General features: G+C 41.1%; 12 protein-coding genes and 4 pseudogenes. 5 read left to right on the forward strand and 11 right to left on the reverse strand.

From position 1 onward, the window contains the following. The first annotated feature begins 583 nt into the window (after positions 1–583). Both ACFSVM_RS09680 and ACFSVM_RS09685 read left to right on the forward strand, forming a co-directional pair. A complete protein-coding gene (locus tag ACFSVM_RS09680) occupies positions 584–2,008 on the forward strand; it encodes a hypothetical protein (RefSeq protein WP_379261739.1) in 1,425 nt (474 codons plus the stop codon). A gap of 51 nt (positions 2,009–2,059) precedes the next feature. Continuing rightward, positions 2,060–3,280 carry an MFS transporter gene (locus ACFSVM_RS09685; protein WP_379261741.1) on the forward strand — a complete coding sequence of 407 codons (1,221 nt, stop codon included), beginning with the start codon at positions 2,060–2,062 and terminating at the stop codon, positions 3,278–3,280. Positions 3,281–3,389: 109 nt separating this feature from the next. Here ACFSVM_RS09685 and ACFSVM_RS09690 read toward each other — a convergent pair whose 3' ends face one another. Further along, a complete protein-coding gene (locus ACFSVM_RS09690) occupies positions 3,390–3,752 on the reverse strand; it encodes a winged helix-turn-helix transcriptional regulator (protein WP_076315277.1) in 363 nt (120 codons plus the stop codon). 163 nt (positions 3,753–3,915) lie between these two features. On the opposite strand from ACFSVM_RS09690, the gene ACFSVM_RS09695 reads away from it, so the two are divergent. Next, positions 3,916–4,545: a TetR/AcrR family transcriptional regulator gene (locus ACFSVM_RS09695; RefSeq protein ID WP_379261743.1), complete on the forward strand. Its 630-nt coding sequence runs from the start codon at positions 3,916–3,918 to the stop codon at positions 4,543–4,545. 945 nt (positions 4,546–5,490) lie between these two features. Here ACFSVM_RS09695 and ACFSVM_RS09700 read toward each other — a convergent pair. The 4 genes and pseudogenes from ACFSVM_RS09700 to ACFSVM_RS09715 form a co-directional block, all read right to left on the reverse strand. Continuing rightward, positions 5,491–6,024, reverse strand: coding sequence for a polymorphic toxin-type HINT domain-containing protein (locus ACFSVM_RS09700; RefSeq protein WP_083656204.1), 534 nt, complete (start codon positions 6,022–6,024; stop codon positions 5,491–5,493). Between the two features lie 24 nt (positions 6,025–6,048). Next, positions 6,049–6,926, reverse strand: a pseudogene (locus ACFSVM_RS09705) (PhzF family phenazine biosynthesis protein). Between the two features lie 80 nt (positions 6,927–7,006). Continuing rightward, positions 7,007–7,657, reverse strand: coding sequence for a YczE/YyaS/YitT family protein (locus ACFSVM_RS09710; protein WP_076315281.1), 651 nt, complete (start codon positions 7,655–7,657; stop codon positions 7,007–7,009). Continuing rightward, the gene (locus tag ACFSVM_RS09715; RefSeq protein ID WP_379261746.1) at positions 7,654–8,355 is read right to left on the reverse strand and encodes a YjjG family noncanonical pyrimidine nucleotidase; all 702 of its coding nucleotides are present in this window, start codon (positions 8,353–8,355) and stop codon (positions 7,654–7,656) included. The genes ACFSVM_RS09710 and ACFSVM_RS09715 overlap by 4 nt, the downstream gene beginning before the upstream one ends. Before the next feature lie 77 nt (positions 8,356–8,432). Here ACFSVM_RS09715 and yeiL point away from each other — a divergent pair, with 77 nt between their 5' ends. Continuing rightward, positions 8,433–9,104: a transcriptional regulator YeiL gene (yeiL, locus tag ACFSVM_RS09720; RefSeq protein WP_083656206.1), complete on the forward strand. Its 672-nt coding sequence runs from the start codon at positions 8,433–8,435 to the stop codon at positions 9,102–9,104. Positions 9,105–9,253: 149 nt separating this feature from the next. Here the strand turns inward: yeiL and ACFSVM_RS09725 are convergent. The 5 genes and pseudogenes from ACFSVM_RS09725 to ACFSVM_RS09745 all read right to left on the reverse strand — a co-directional run. Next, positions 9,254–9,765 (reverse strand): annotated as a pseudogene (locus ACFSVM_RS09725) (glutamate synthase); the annotation flags it as partial. Beyond that, positions 9,747–10,454, reverse strand: a pseudogene (locus ACFSVM_RS09730) (endonuclease MutS2); the annotation flags it as partial. The pseudogenes ACFSVM_RS09730 and ACFSVM_RS09725, both read right to left, overlap by 19 nt. 442 nt (positions 10,455–10,896) lie before the next feature. After that, on the reverse strand, positions 10,897–11,169 hold the full coding sequence (locus tag ACFSVM_RS09735) for a DUF2277 domain-containing protein (RefSeq protein ID WP_076315284.1): 273 nt from the start codon (positions 11,167–11,169) through the stop codon (positions 10,897–10,899). A 699-nt stretch (positions 11,170–11,868) separates the two neighbouring features. Beyond that, the gene (locus tag ACFSVM_RS09740; RefSeq protein WP_179085596.1) at positions 11,869–12,045 is read right to left on the reverse strand and encodes a hypothetical protein; all 177 of its coding nucleotides are present in this window, start codon (positions 12,043–12,045) and stop codon (positions 11,869–11,871) included. Positions 12,046–12,097: 52 nt separating this feature from the next. Beyond that, positions 12,098–12,979, reverse strand: a complete 882-nt coding sequence (locus ACFSVM_RS09745) for a LysR family transcriptional regulator (RefSeq protein ID WP_379261749.1) — start codon at positions 12,977–12,979, stop codon at positions 12,098–12,100. Positions 12,980–13,140: 161 nt separating this feature from the next. Here ACFSVM_RS09745 and ACFSVM_RS09750 point away from each other — a divergent pair, with 161 nt between their 5' ends. Further along, entirely contained in the window at positions 13,141–13,971 is an 831-nt protein-coding gene (locus tag ACFSVM_RS09750) for an SDR family NAD(P)-dependent oxidoreductase (RefSeq protein ID WP_379261750.1), read from the forward strand. Positions 13,972–14,364: 393 nt separating this feature from the next. On the opposite strand, the pseudogene ACFSVM_RS09755 reads toward ACFSVM_RS09750, so the two are convergent. Next, a pseudogene (locus ACFSVM_RS09755) lies at positions 14,365–15,354 on the reverse strand (IS110 family transposase); the annotation flags it as partial. Between the last annotated feature and the right edge of the window lie 5 nt (positions 15,355–15,359).

The following is a 15,359-nucleotide window of genomic DNA, read 5'->3' on the forward strand; positions in this document are numbered from 1 at the left end:
TCCGTTGCGCGACGGACTCCCTTTCTCCATGACTCCGCTTTTTAGGTACTTCTTGATCAGGTCGATCACACGTTTGTCCTGGATTGGTTTGCGTAGCAGATTCAAAAGAAGCTCATGGTTCAGTGTGTTGAAGTATTTGGACAGGTCAATTTCGACCGCGTAACTGTATCCTTGTTCGGCATAGGCTTTTACTTTCCGAATGGCCTGCTGCGCACAAGTTTTTAATAAATCACTCGATTAGGCCTCATTCATCAACATTCCCCTACTTTAATGGCAAATCATCTCCAGAGCATCAATCAGTCGACCATCCTTCTGAAAGGAAGTAAAAACTATCATTGCTCAAAAATCTTTTCCCGCCCTTCTTTCATCTCAAGACACCATCGGCATGCAGAGCCGATCTTTGTATCAAGTCCATTTCTAGTATCAAAATGTATCCTACCCCACAAAAATGTTCCGTTCACACAAAAAAGTGCGTACTTTTCACCAATTAGTAAGGCTGATAACCTTACATACAGAACGATCAATCCACAATTGATTGTGCGACACACAGTCGTTAAAAAAATCATAGGTGAGGTGCTAAGAAATGAAGGAATATCAACTTATTTTGAAAGAGAAGAAAGTCGTTTGGGGAGAAACCATAGATATTGAGCGACTCATTGACAGCAAACCAGTCAACTCCATCAGACAGGGCGTGAACTCGAACGTGGATTGGAATTTGCCTGAAGGCATATATCGAGCAAAAGAGATTGTTATCGAACTCGATAAAATGCTTGAGGCCATGCTGGTTCAGCTGGGCGAACCAGTGAAGAGCGATCCGACAGTACTCTTAAATAGCCTGTTAGCCAATTTGGCGATTTCCGGACGCTTGTCTTCTTTGCCCTTAAAATCATTGGAACTTGAAGATCATGCCGGTATAGAGATTAGTGCTCAAGCGGTACGTATCGGAGAACAATTGGTAAGCTGGGCCAGAGAGATCAATGCTGAGAAAAAGACATTGGCTAAGTATGGATCAGAAACGCTTAGTGAACTGGAATTTCGAAGCCACTGTTATGGTCATCCACTGACCCCGGAAGCCACTGCTCAGGTTTGGGGACCATTCGGCGGACCAAGAATTATGCAGATTTATAATGAATACTTACACCAATTCGTTTTACTTCGGGATGCCTTATTACCATTTGCCAATTGGGAAGAGGTTCCGTTTGAAGTCAAGGAATATAGGGAATTCAAAGGATTGCGTTTTCTAGAGCCATCCCGAGAAGTATTCTTAACGCAACTGTTCAAGAAAAAATTGACACACAAATCGATCATCCACTATGCACAAAGTGTGGTTAGCTCAGGGTTGGATAAAGTCGGTTACGGCTTCCAATATCCTCTAGGCACTGTTTTGCCGGCTGGTTTGGGTGAGTCTGCCCGTACGGCATCCCGTTATCTCCTCAGATGGCATCCCGTACAAACGATACAGGCAGAAGATGCAGATGGTTTGGCTGCGGTCTCCTTCGATTATGAATATGAAGATTATTTTTCCGCGCCCCGTAAAGAGGCAGTAAAAGGAACACCCGCTGACGACGAATTGCTTCCTGAATATGGGGAGGATTACAATGAACCATCCATTGGCCGGTTGCTGCCAAATACCAGTACAGATCGAACGACCCTTCAGTTCAGTTTGGAGATAAAAGGCAGCAAGTTTGCAGTAGATCTTGGTCAACTTTTTAGGGGGCAGCGGTTTTTATATCGGCCACAAAAAAGCAGCAATGCCGGGTGCGAATTTAAAAAACGAGATTACATCAACTGGCACCCTGCTGAAGACATTCTCTCGCATTCAGGATTGGTCACCAATGCAGATGGCATCCATTTCATTCCGACTGGCAAAAACGAACTTGTCCTATGGGCTCTACTAGGCAAACTCTATCCCGAAAATGTAGTTTTATTGGATAAAGGAGATCAGGAGGAGCTGGAGGCGGCATATGTTTCCGGCAAAGGCTTCGGTACGCAATTTCTAGTGCTGTAAATTGTGAAATGAAACCCACCATTCATTTTGGATAGAAAGGAAGAATCTATATTGACCAGACAACAAAAGTTTTTGACAATGAATTTATTTTTAATGACCTTTATTCTGGGGACCAGTGAGTTTTTGATGGTCGGATTATTATCTGAAGTTGCCACAGATATGAAAATCGCCATATCGACTGCAGGCTTTCTGGTGACGGCTTTTGCGCTTACCTTTGCTATAGGTACACCGGTCTTCACAGCATTATTCAGCCGATTTTCCAAATTCCCTCTCATCCTTGTCTTACTCAGCATATTTATTGTTGGGAATATCATCACGGCTTTATCAGAATCATATGGCCTGCTTCTGGTGTCAAGAATAATCACGGCCGTAGTTACCGGCGTCTTGATCGCACTCGCGATGTCAGTGGCAAGTGAAGTCATGCCTCCGGAAAAAAGAGGGCCTGTGATCTCCATCATCTTTACTGGTTTCACTGTGGCAAGCGTCCTTGGCGTACCTCTTGGTACTTTTATCGGACAATGGGGCGGTTGGCATTTGGCATACTGGTTAACCACATTGTTGGGAATCATTTCTTTGATAGCAAGCATCGCAACCATTCCTAGAGGACTAAAAGGAACGCACAGTCCACTCACAAAACAACTCAGATTGCTAACCTACCCCAGAATTGTGCTTGCTTTCGCCATTATGATGTTAAGTATAGCAGCTACTTATAGCATCTATACGTATTTAGCTCCTTTGCTCCAGGATGTGCTTTTTGTTCCGGCTCGTTATATTAGTCTCATTTTTTTACTGTATGGTATTGTGTCTATTTTCAGCACGCTAATCGGAGGAAAGCTGGCTGTCGGTGACGGGATGAAAAAAATACGCTATGTGCTTCTGGCTCAAGCTGTCATCTTGGTGTCACTATATTTTACTTCCGGCTCTCTTGTTGGGGGACTCGTCAGCATCTCATTCATGGCTCTCGTTGTTTATCTTATGAACTCGACGATGCAGTTGTACTTCATTGATTTTGCCGATGAGCATGTTCCGGAGGCAAGAGACTTAGCCTCGTCCTTAACCTCCGTTGCCAACAACGTTGGCATTGCGATCGGATCCGCTTTAGGTGGATTTGTCACTACGAACATGAAGCTTATTGATCTATCCTGGTCTGGGGGAATTGTAGCCGTACTCGCGGCAGTGTTGGCATGGGTCAACTATCGTTTGAAGCAAGGAACCGTCAGTAAGACTAAAGTGAATAATGCACTGCGAGATCAACACGAAGGAAATATATAATTAAGACATATCAAAGCAGGAGGTAATTTGAAAAGTACCTCCTGCTTTTCGAGTATCAAGAGCAGCCCGATCAAGGCAAGGTTAATGGTAAATGCACAGCAGTAGCTTTTTATGCATTCTTGTGATCTGTGTACAATACTTCATCGGGAAAGTTTTCGATATAGTTGGTTCCAAAATCGCATAACATCATGAGCATAACGGAAAGTTGTTCGCCCAGCTGAGATAAGCAATATTCCACTTTTGGCGGTGAAACTGGATAAACCTTGCGAATAATAAGCCCGTCGCTTTCTAGTATTCTTAGCTGCATCGTAAGCATACGTTGGGTTGCTTCAGGAAGTTCCCGTCGCAGCTCATTATACCGTACTGGACCTTTTGCTAAGCGGTTTAAAATGGATATCTTCCATTTCCCACTGATTAAGCCGAGTACAATTTCCGAGGTACAGCGATATTCTTTGTCTCGAAAGTTTATCATTTGTCGACACATCCTTTTTAGAAAAGATTATACAAATGTAAGTGATCTCTCTTCAGCCAATTCGAATTATAGAACATTCATTCCATATATTATGTTTAAACACTCCATTCTTGTCAAGGACTTCTGGATCGATTAGTATAAAATTAAAAAAGGAGGTCATCTTATGCCGCGAACAGGACGTCCACGTACATTTAATCGTGACGAGGCGGTTGACGCCGCCATGATTCTTTTCTGGGAATATGGCTTCGAATCCACTTCACTAGCTCAGTTAAAGGCCGCAATGGGAAATATATCATCTGCAAGTTTTTACGCAGCGTTTAAGTCAAAAGAAGATCTGTTCCGCGAAGTGATTGATCGGTACATATCGATGTATGGACATGCTTCGGAAACTTTCAAAAATACAAACATAACGTCGAGAGCAGCCATGGAATTGGGACTGCTAGAAGCAGCTCGGTTCCAGACAGAGAACACTCACCCTTTAGGTTGTCTGTTGGTGTTGTCCACAGTTAACTGTTCTCCTGAGCAACAACATATCCAAGACCTTCTATCAAATGAAAGAAAGAGAGTCCGGGGGTGGATCAAAGATTGTATAGAACGAGCCGTAGCCAACGGGGAGTTGCCAGAATTCACGGATATTTCCATGGTGATTACGTTATTTGAAACATTTTTACGAGGGATTTCTACGCAAGCCCGAGACGATGTTCCATACGAGGAAATTGCTGCTGCCATAACTCATTTGATGAGCGTATGGGATTTGTTATCTGTTGACAACGTAATCGAGAGGATTGATTGAGCAATACAAATTACTTGATAGAGTGGCATCGATGCCCATATTCAATTTATTGTTTTTTTAGATTGGTCGTCGTTATTCCTGTGTTGAAGGAACATCATAATTCTCCTTTTTATCACGGAATAAAGTTCTGGTTCAGCCCCTCACAATAATTCGATCAACGTATCGCTTACCTTTTTATAAAACTTTTTCAATTAAATGAGGAATCTGCTTAAACTACCCGTTAGCTTAATGATTTAGCAGGCTGAGAATCGAATAGATATACTGCTAATCGGTAATCGGATCATGTTCTTGTCCATCTCGGCAATCGGTACAAGTTCTTGTCCTTGGCTTGGGACAAGAACTTGTACCGATAAAATAAATAAGTCGCTAAAATAGCGACTTTCAATGGGAATATGTTCTTGTTCCCCGACAGCAGATGGGCTAAGCTCATACTCTTTTTACAATGGCTGCTCTTGTTTTCCCATTTTCATATAACTGAACCATTTGTCTCTTGAATTCTGCTGTAAATGTACGTCTTTCTCTTGGCATACGGGGTACTCCTGATTTCGTGGGGTAAAAGAAAGACCTTGAGGATTTATTGCCCCAAGGTCTCTGATAAAAAACTAATTTGAATCTCGATAGTTTCCTGCCTTTTTTTTTACTAACTCATGGATTTGGTCAATATGCCAAATGCAGTCTGAATATTTCAAGTGCAGTTGTAGCAGGGTTTCAACCGTTTCATCTACCGAATGTGAATCACTGTTCTCAAGTTTGGATAAAATATCCCTAAGTTCAATAATCATTTCTTGGAAATCATTTAAATTAGAAACTTGTTCATTTAGTTCTTCCTTAATGTATCTAAATAATATTGGTCACCTTTTTTCAAATAATCATTAACTGTTTTTCCAGTAATCTTGTACACCGTAGCACCTTTAACAACAGTACTTGTTTTTTGTGAAAAATTCTTTAACGAAGAACCAAATCAAGTTTAAAGAACTCTGACATATTATTGGCTTTAAGAATCCCACAATTATGCACCCATACTCCAAGATTGGATACAAAATAAGAATTAAAGTCTTTGACCTCAAAGTTATAAACCGTTGCTTCCCGTGGCTCTTTCTCAATCTTATCTATTGCCAGTTTAGAACTATCACTCGAAACAAGCAAGTCGCCAACTTTCAGGTCTTTAACGAAAGTCCATCCTTTGTCTTTTACATAGAACGGATGATTATAGGTTGATTCAATGACTTGATCGCCCACATAAATATGATAAATTTCATCCGTCTCATGGTTGAACGTCGCTGTTACCTCTTTATAAGCAACCTCGCCAGTCTCTTCATTCTTCGAGAGAACCTTATCTCCGACTTCAATGCCTTCGATACTCTTCTCCCCTTCGTCTGTTTGGACTTTAGTTCCTTCTGTAAAACAATTACACTGTGCATATTTTAATGCTTGACCTTCTAACTTAAACTTCTTTTCAACTGTTTTTCCAGAAGGAATTTCAAGTTTTCAAATAAATTCCGCTTATATCATAATTTGTCTTCGTTCAATGCCAGCTACCGCACCACCAACCCGAACCTGGTTGATCTCGCCGCTCTCGCTCAGGCGCAATCCAACCTTGATTTCAGAAGGACAATCCATCGAATACCCTTGCCGGATCATGACGTGCTCCACTTCCCGCAAAGATCGTTGGCATGTTGGTACAAATAGCAGAGCAGGGCACCGTTGGATGTTCCTGTCGCACTCTCCTCGGGAATATCGTGCAGCGGCGCAAAATTTCTGCATTCCGCAGCAGCATCGTCTGGAGTATCCAGTGTGAACAGATGATATCCAACCACATCATATTTTTTGCTTATGGCGGTTATAGCGTCAAAATTGGGCTGAACCTCATTCAAGAGCTTCCTACTGCGAATCGGGATCAAAATGTCCCGAAGCCCCGTCGAAACAATCTGGATGGGCAACCCGGTTTCAAGATCCTCGGCATCCATCCCCAAAGATGGGGCGATTTCCTCACAGGATATCCTTTCAAGAAATTGTGGTAAAGCCTGTGACAAATAAACAAGACCCTCCGAGCTAATATCGACATCCAATATTCCTGCCTTGGTTTCTATCCTATAGAAGGCCCCTTCCTCTGCCAAACCCAGCGAACGCATTAGTCCAAATGCAGCAATCGTGGCGTGTCCGCACAGATCAACTTCGCTGGTGGGGGTGAAAAAGCGGATTTTGTAATCCGCAAGCAAGGATTTTTCCATAAAGGCCGTTTCCGAAAAGCCCAAATCCTTCGCTATGAGCTGCTTCTCGGTATCATCCAGCGAAAGGCCATTCTCCAAGACAACGCCAGCTGGATTACCGCCACGGTCCCCTTTCGCAAACGCATTTAACGTATACACTTCCACATTCATGTTCCTCTCCTCCTCAACGGATGTGTAATGATTATCCCAGTCAATCTCTCCCACTTCCATGGTAAGTCGCAGTTATAGGGCTAATTAGCGCTAGCGCTATATTCCCCTTTTTTTGGTTTCTGCTGATAGTTGGCAAATTTCAATCGTGTATAAGAAATAATGCCGGACAATAAGAAGAAGCTGATAATCGTTCCTTCACGGATATTGATTGGTAAACTGTATAGTAGTGATATTGTTATTGATATAACAATAGAGAATAGATCGACACAATATCTATACTGAGAGAAAGAGCGTTTTGTTAATTCAGCTATTCGTAAACATAAACTTTCAATAGGAAAAGGAATAATATCTAATGATAGAATAATACCTGTTGATCCACCGGCTAGTATCAAACCAAAAATAAGAAGTCCGATTCTTACTAAATAATTTTCTACGTGAATCGTACCGAAAATAGTATAGAGGAAGAAATTAATAATCATTCCAAAAAACAAGATGGAAATGAACATCAAAGTGAATTTTTTATAATCCTTTTCTTCGCAAAGGAAGATATATCCGATTAGAAAAATGAGATTTGCAATGAATGTAATTGTACCAACTTTGATGGAAGTCCACTCAGATATAGATAAATTCATCGCATTAAAACTGCTTACTCCAACATCGGCTTTTAATGTAAGACTAATGCCAATAGCACTTACTATATAGAGTAGGATTGATGGAATTACTTTTTTCATGATTCTTCCTCTAATAAGTCCATTATTTGCATTAAATTTGTTATTGTATATGTGCTCTTTGGTGAACATGATTTAGGCATGCTTTTCTTAGGGTTAAACCACACACAATCTATTCCGACATTGATCGCTCCTTGAATATCTGATGTCAAACGATCACCTATCATTAGAACTTGTTCTTTGCGGCTTATATGCAGGGCATCAAAAATATAGTAAAAGAAATGGGGATTCGGTTTTTCATAACCAATTTCTTCTGAGATAAAAAGTTGTTCAAAATATCCTTGTAGCTTGGCATCTTCTAATCTTTTTCTTTGAGTCTTTCCTACACCGTTTGTTCCAATGTATAATTTATAATCTTGCTTACTTAGAGCATTTAATAATTCATGTGCATGGGTAACGGCCAAATGACCTTGGTTTAAATGCTCTCGGTACATAGCTTCAACTTTTGCTCCGTTTTCATCTATATGAAATTCCTTCAAAAAAAGCGAAAACCGCGTTGTCAGCACTTCATCACGAGAAATCAAGCCTTCCTCTAATTGATGCCATAATCCATCATTAATGTACTTATAACATGCAATGGTTTGTTTGTTATAAGGTAACTCGTACAATGTAATAATTTGTTTCAAAGCCTTCTCTTCTGAATTATGAAAATCAAGTATCGTATCATCTAAGTCAAAAATAATATGTTTGTATTTGTTCATTCCTAACCACCTCTAGGTAGTAATATATCTAAAGTAAAAATATAATAATAGGAGATATCTCATATAGAGGTGATAAAATGGAGAAAATTAATTTAAAGGATTACGCTGAAAATTTTGTGGATATATATAATGATATTCAAGAAACTTTTCCGAAAACAGCTTTACATCAGGCTTTTGTTTGTAAGTTTTCTGCTAATGAATATATAGTGCGCTTTGATGAAGATATTCAGTACCTATTTTTATTATTGGATGGGAAGGCAAAAATATATTTAGTACACGAAAATGGAAAACGTGCGCTGATTCAGTTTCTAAAGAAAGATGATTTTATTGGTGAATTATCTTTGATTGAGGTTGAAAAGAATTTAAAGGATGTTGTGGCTATAAATAACTGCACATGCTTAGCGGTTCCATTGGCTTCATCGAAAGAGCATCTGTTAAATGACAATCTTTTCCTCCATAATTTATCAAAATATTTAGGTAATAAATTACTTAAAAGAACTGATCATTATACAGCTATGCAGGATTATGAATTTAAAAATCGATTGGCCAAATATATTCTAGAAATAGAAAATAATGGATACTTTCAAGAGAAGCATACCGAAACAGCAGAATACGTGGGGGGAAGCTATCGACATCTATTATACACACTTAACCAATTTCGTGAAGAAGGAATATTAGAAAAACAAGGCAGGGAATATTTTATCATTAATAAAGAAAAGTTAGAAAGAATGAGTTCAAAAAAAGATTAATTTATTATATGTTTGGTGAAAATAACGTATCAGATTGGAGTCGTTGATTTAACTCAATTATAGAATTGAAGAATCGTCAGCTTTTATCATAAAGGCCCGTCAACCAGCGGGCCCATCTAAATTATCTTATATATTTGAGTTTCACTAGCTTAGCTACAGCATGAAGACACTTTAGCAGCAGGTGTTGTAGAACAGCAGCTCTCCTCAGCTTGATCGGATACATTATTTATTTACTGCATACACCCGTCTCTGGTAATTCCAACTCTACTTTTCCGGCTCCTTTGTAATCTCCTGCCAGGTATGCAGCAATGGATCTCACCTGCTCGTAGCCTGTCGCCATTAGAAAAGTTGGGGCTCGGCCGTAGCTCTTCATGCTTAACATATAAAAGTTCTTTTCCAGATGCTGAAGTTCTTTTTCACCGTGTGGACGAACCGTTCCACAGCTGTGTACATTAGGATCTATAAGTGGAGCTAGCGTTTCTACACTCTCCGTAGTTTGATCGATATTCAGTCGTAGCTCGCTTAAGAACGAAAAATCCCGACGACTTCCTGTGTTCACAACAATTTCATCTATGCTCCCAACTTGCTTTACTCCACCAAGGCTCATGCCGAAAATGTTGATTTTACCATCCACTTGTTTCAACTGATGAATACGGAATGGATGTGCTCTAAAATCATTCCTGATAAACTAGCCAATATTTGGTATTCCTCCATTGCTTCTTCAGCTTTTAGACTTGCAAGTTCTCCACCTAGCTTTGTAACTGTAGTTGGTTCTATAAACACAGTGGAACCTTTAGGAGAAACTTCAATTATTGTACCTGGAACTTGGTTTTTGTAAGAAGCCTTTATAGGAATCGTAAAGCGTTCACCTTTCTTACTAATAAAGAATTCTTGAATATACTCCTTATTTGCACTACTTTTTTAAAATTTATTTAATCGATCATTTATTTTTTCCTCAGTAACTTCAATACTATTTCGAATTTTCTTTAATTCTTTACTAGCAGCTGAATCAATACTGCTTCCTTTGATCGTAAAATTGATTTCTTCTTCCACATTCTCAAATTCAGTCATTGAATTGGCATATGATGCAAGTACTGGTGCAAAAAACTCTTTTTCCAGACTTTGTATTGAATGATCAATATTAGATACACCTAAAAAAGGCACATGCCACCCAGCATCTAAGATTGTTCGTGCTTACGTTGTTTCATTTAAACGCTTTTTGACTACATTTAGATTTGTACTTGGTTTTAATTTATCTAATAATTGTTTTCCTAATCCACTCACACAATAAGATTTAATTATTTGTTTTAATTCGTTGTATTGTAGTTTTTCGTAAGTTGTCTCGTTCATTTTAATTCTCCTCATTATATATTTTTCTCGACGCACATAATGAAGATACCTACTTATTAGATTTCAATGACACTGCAACTATAAAATGATATAGTTTGTTGTTTATTTTCATAGAAATATAAGTAAACACAAAAAAGCCGCGGGGATACCGCAGCTTTTTACATTCACAAGACCTGTGTAAATATACATATTGAAATAAGCTATATAAATACAGCTATTTCCTTAATATTAGGCGCTTTATAAATCTACTGAAGGTATCTTCATAGGTTATGGAATAGAAACATAACTAGATAAAAGGATATTATGAGTATAATTTCCTTCTGCTATCGTATTTATTCCATTAAATTTTCCTATTTCGTACCTACTACACTCACCGAAAAAGCACCTCTCATTAATTTTATAGTTATTTCATTGAATCTAATGCGATTCCGTCTATACCCGCTTAGGATTCCCCGAATCGCTTGGCGTTTCGTGCCCGTGCCCGAGCGATCTCAACCTCTCGATTGCGAGGTTCGGCTTGAGTCACCAGAGAATCTAGCAGCTGTTGTGCAACGACGGTGAACTCTTGCACCGCTTGGTTAAACGCAGCTTCGTTTGCTTTGGAAGGACGGTTAAAGCCCGAGAGCTTCCTTACGAATTGCAACGCTGCAGCCTGAATTTCTTCTTCCGTCGCAGGCGGGTCAAAATTGAATAAGGTCTTGATATTTCGGCACATGGCATTTTAAACCCCTTTCTTGAAATGAACGCACTTTGTTGTATCCAGCATAACATAGTTTGTTCATTCCTGTAGTTACTCAACATCTCATATTAAAAAAAGAAGCGGCTGCCAACCGGCAAACTGCCCTTTGCTGTATTGAACTAACGTTTCCCGTCGTATTATGAGGTCAGCCAGTTTTTACTGGTTGACCACTTTTACTCTGTGGTGTATTTGTCAGTAGCCGGATCGAACGCACCTGCCCGTGGGACCAGATCCCGAGCGCTATAATGTTCACACCTACTTGTCATAACCATGTTCGAGGCTGGTTGGGACATCAATCCCGTATCACATGCGATGCTGTGGAGCGACAAGGAGTTCGTTGGGGCTACCCCGGTTAATTGATTTTGAGGAGTACCCTGGCCCGTTAGTTTAATGAATTAAGGTGATCGGTAATCGGCCCATGTTCTTGTCCTTTTCGGCAATCGGTACAAGTTCTTGTCCTTGGCTTGGGACAAGAACTTGTACCGATAAAATGAAAAAGCCGCTAAATAGCGACTTTCAATGGGAATATGTTCTTGTCCCTCGACACGACCAAACTGAGCCGGATCACATTAAGTACCATAATGCATGAAAATGTTCACAATGTTATGTGACAACTGACAAGCTGAGAGGTTTAACACGGTTGCTAGGTATTAAAAGAAATTATGTTAAGTCCCTTTATTGATTATTCGCAGTTTCCTGCCACTTTTCGTTATGAATTATCTCTGCATTCTCTCCGAAAAACGCATTGGCCGCTTCTTCATCACCTTTGAGGTGATACATAAACGAAGCAGTCACATAGCCATCTGCATAATACAACATCTGCCCGTGATCTGCATCTTTCCGCCTTGCCATAAACTTCGTTGTGCTGTCCTCGACATCACTCAGCCTTAGGTAAAATATTACCTTACATTTCTTTTATAATTTCTAAGAATTGACCCACTTCCTTGGATGGATGTAATGGATATATTAAACCATATGGAACTGCGAAATCTAAATCACTAGGGATCGTCACCAAGGATGGATGAATATCTGCCCACGCCTCCAACGTTAACATAACTGTATTACTTTCCTCACAGCGATTAAACACATCAAGATCATAGAGACGCGGAACATCTTTTATTTGTATTTGAGGATGTTCCGTTTTCAGGAAATCACGTAGTTCATGAATGACGGCACTATTCCCACCATTCACTACAGCCAATCTTTCCCCATACAAATCTTTGACAGAAAGTGTTTTTCTTGAAGCGAGCCTATGTTGCCGAGATACGGCAAAGCAAACGCGGTAACTCCCCAGTTCAAGTACACGATAGTAATCTTTCAAATTATCTGTAAGAAATGGCCCCGCAATGATATCGAGTGATTGGCCAATCATGCGGTAAGTGGTTGGGAGTGTATGTGCGTCATCTTCGAAATGAACGATGTTTATACCGAATTGAGAGTATCGGTCGCTAATCCCATTCCACAAATCAATTAAAACCTTACAGGGATTAAGCATAGAAGTACCCACCCGAACAACATGCCGATCGGCCCGTGCAGAGTGATGCATGCGAATAAGAGATTCTTGAAAATACTGCAGCATATATTCCGCATCTTTGATAAAAGCTGTTCCTGCCTTTGTGAGGCTTACACCGTGGTTGGTACGGATAAGAAGTGGGACTCCGGTTTGCTTTTCCAACAAATTCATTTGTTTCATCACAGCGGTTGAAGAGATAAAAAGCTTTTCGGCTGCCTTAGAAAAACTTCCGGACTCCGCCACTTGAACAAACGTCTTTAATTGCTCAATCATTCAGGCAGGCTCCTCCTTTTGCATAAACCATAAGTTAATACCATGCTAACTTATTTGAAATTCCGTATCAACCTGCTAAACCGTAACATTATAGAAGAACGAAAGAGAAAACAGAAGCTTGAAAAATACTACACACAAGAACTGTATTGGAGGATAATACTATGGAAAACAAAGTCTGGTTCATTACAGGAGCCTCTCGCGGATTAGGGCGCATTTGGGCGGAGGCTGCACTCTCTCGCGGGGATAAGGTCGCCGCGACTGCTCGAACACCCGAAAACATCGCCGAACTTAAGGAACGTTTTGGAGACGCTGTTCTCCCCCTAGCGCTCGATGTAACAGATTCCCAGCAGGTCGAGCATGTCGTTCAGCAGGCTCATGCGCATTTCGGCAGGCTGGACGTCGTCCTAAACAACGCCGGTTACACCCTGGTTGGCACGACTGAAGAGGCTGACGAATCCGACGTCCGCGAACTATTTGACACCAATTACTTTGGTACGCTTCGTGTGATCCAAGCTGCCCTGCCTCTGCTTCGACTACAGGGCAGCGGGCACATTCTCGGCGTCTCAAGTGCCATGGGGATTGTTGCAGCTCCGCTCATCGGCTTCTATTGCGCGTCCAAATGGGCAGTCGAAGCATTGCACGATAGCCTCGCTCAGGAGGTTAAAAGCTTCGGCATTAAGGTCACTTTGCTCGAGCCGGGCGCCTTCGCAACTGACTTTGGAAGCCCACTGTCCATGAAGACATCACAGGGATTGGAAGTCTACGCTGAACTTCGAAATCAGGTGTCCGTTCGTTTATCGACAGAAGAACGAGGCGATCCGAATGCGACGGCCGATGCAATTCTTCAAATCATAGACGCCGAGGACCCACCTCTTCGGTTTGCGGTCGGCTCAGGGGTCTTGCCTTTGGTGCGCGGTGTCTATGCCGATCGTTTAGCCACTTGGGAGACATGGGAGGCTGTTTCGAACGCAGCGTCGATAAGCCACCGTTAGATTTTGAATTAGCAAAAGGTAAAGAGACAGGTGGCAGCTGCCGACAAGGCAGTCTGTCCCTTGTTTCTTTACGATACTTCCAAGTGAGCCGATACGTAGACTTCAATTCAACTAAACTCCCTCTATGGAGAATCACTTTTCTCTTAAATGCTCACGTTTTCTTAGCTTTTGACCAAACTATCTTTTCTAAGATTGGATCTCCACATAGCCCATGGTAGTTAACCCTCCCACATCTCACAGAGTCTACGCTCTCACATTCCTTCATTCAACCTGTCCATGAGGTGGAGGTCAGATATGCTGCCCGAAAGGATCTTCGTCCGTATGTTAGTTCAGTTCCGACTCATCCGTGCTTCTTGTTATATTGGTTTGGTCATCGTCCTTAAAAACACTTCGTTAAGCTGCTAGTGGTAACTCCTTTAATCGAGGGATATCCTGTATCATCTTCCCTTCGCTAAACTCATGTTCCTTCTTCAAAATGCCGAACAGGATCCGTATGAGTTTGTTACATAATGCGATGAGAGATTGCATTTTCTTCAACGGATTTATCGGCCGCTTTGTGTAATACTCGTGCAATGCCTTGAAATCTGCGTTCTTAGCCACCAACGGCAACTTTAAAAAGCAAGGCACGAAGACGTTTCCTGCCTCGCTTCGTTATCTTAGTTTGACTGTATGAGTACCGGACGAATTAGTTTTCAAACTCAATCCAGCCAGCTTTGTAATTTGCCTAGGATGTCGGTACTTGCTAATGTCACCTACTTCAGCAAGGAAACCTGCGATGGTGTCTCATCCAATTCCTTTAATGGCCAGTAACTGTTGCACATGAGGAATCTGTATGAGTAACGAATCTAACCTTGCTTCCAGTTCCTCGAGTTGGCTATGAAGCCATTCTTACTGAGTAAGCATGAGCTTAAGTTCCATTTTCGCTAATTCTGTGCCTTCTCTTATGCCTACAGATCGGCTTGCTGCTTCCTTCAGATTCTGGATCCGACCTAGACCAAGACCAAGACCTCGCTTTGTAACTGCTCGTAAATGCTGCAGTAAGGCTTCATCCGAGACCTCAACAAGCTCATTCGGCATTAAATAAAGACTCAACATTTGAATGGCAGACTTGCATTCCCAATCTTTAAACACCGTCAAGAACTCTGGGAAGTACCGATCTAACCAGTTATGGACTCGTGCTTGAACCATGCAAAGGTCGGTTGTTAGGATCTCGCGAATCTTCATTGCTTCCCTTAGTTCGGCATAAATGCCTTGAGGAAAGCTTGGTACGGCGTATCTCCCATCCTTGACCAACTGCGCAATGACTTTCGCATCTTTAACATCGTTTTTCGTAGGCGAATTGTCATCTAATTCTTTGCTTTTCTTTACGTGCAATGGGTTTACAACAC

Origin of the sequence: Paenibacillus shunpengii, from assembly GCF_042684905.1 — a bacterium.
In the GTDB taxonomy this organism is placed as follows: domain Bacteria; phylum Bacillota; class Bacilli; order Paenibacillales; family Paenibacillaceae; genus Paenibacillus; species Paenibacillus shunpengii.

Excerpts from the sequence above, each read along its gene's own strand:
- ACFSVM_RS09680 (WP_379261739.1), top strand. The coding sequence starts at position 584 with ATGAAGGAATATCAACTTATTTTGAAAGAGAAGAAAGTCGTTTGGGGA.
- ACFSVM_RS09690 (WP_076315277.1), bottom strand. The coding sequence starts at position 3,752 with ATGATAAACTTTCGAGACAAAGAATATCGCTGTACCTCGGAAATTGTA.
- ACFSVM_RS09695 (WP_379261743.1), top strand. The coding sequence starts at position 3,916 with ATGCCGCGAACAGGACGTCCACGTACATTTAATCGTGACGAGGCGGTT.
- ACFSVM_RS09710 (WP_076315281.1), bottom strand. The coding sequence starts at position 7,657 with ATGAAAAAAGTAATTCCATCAATCCTACTCTATATAGTAAGTGCTATT.
- ACFSVM_RS09715 (WP_379261746.1), bottom strand. The coding sequence starts at position 8,355 with ATGAACAAATACAAACATATTATTTTTGACTTAGATGATACGATACTT.
- yeiL (WP_083656206.1), top strand. The coding sequence starts at position 8,433 with ATGGAGAAAATTAATTTAAAGGATTACGCTGAAAATTTTGTGGATATA.
- ACFSVM_RS09735 (WP_076315284.1), bottom strand. The coding sequence starts at position 11,169 with ATGTGCCGAAATATCAAGACCTTATTCAATTTTGACCCGCCTGCGACG.
- ACFSVM_RS09740 (WP_179085596.1), bottom strand. The coding sequence starts at position 12,045 with ATGGCAAGGCGGAAAGATGCAGATCACGGGCAGATGTTGTATTATGCA.
- ACFSVM_RS09745 (WP_379261749.1), bottom strand. The coding sequence starts at position 12,979 with ATGATTGAGCAATTAAAGACGTTTGTTCAAGTGGCGGAGTCCGGAAGT.
- ACFSVM_RS09750 (WP_379261750.1), top strand. The coding sequence starts at position 13,141 with ATGGAAAACAAAGTCTGGTTCATTACAGGAGCCTCTCGCGGATTAGGG.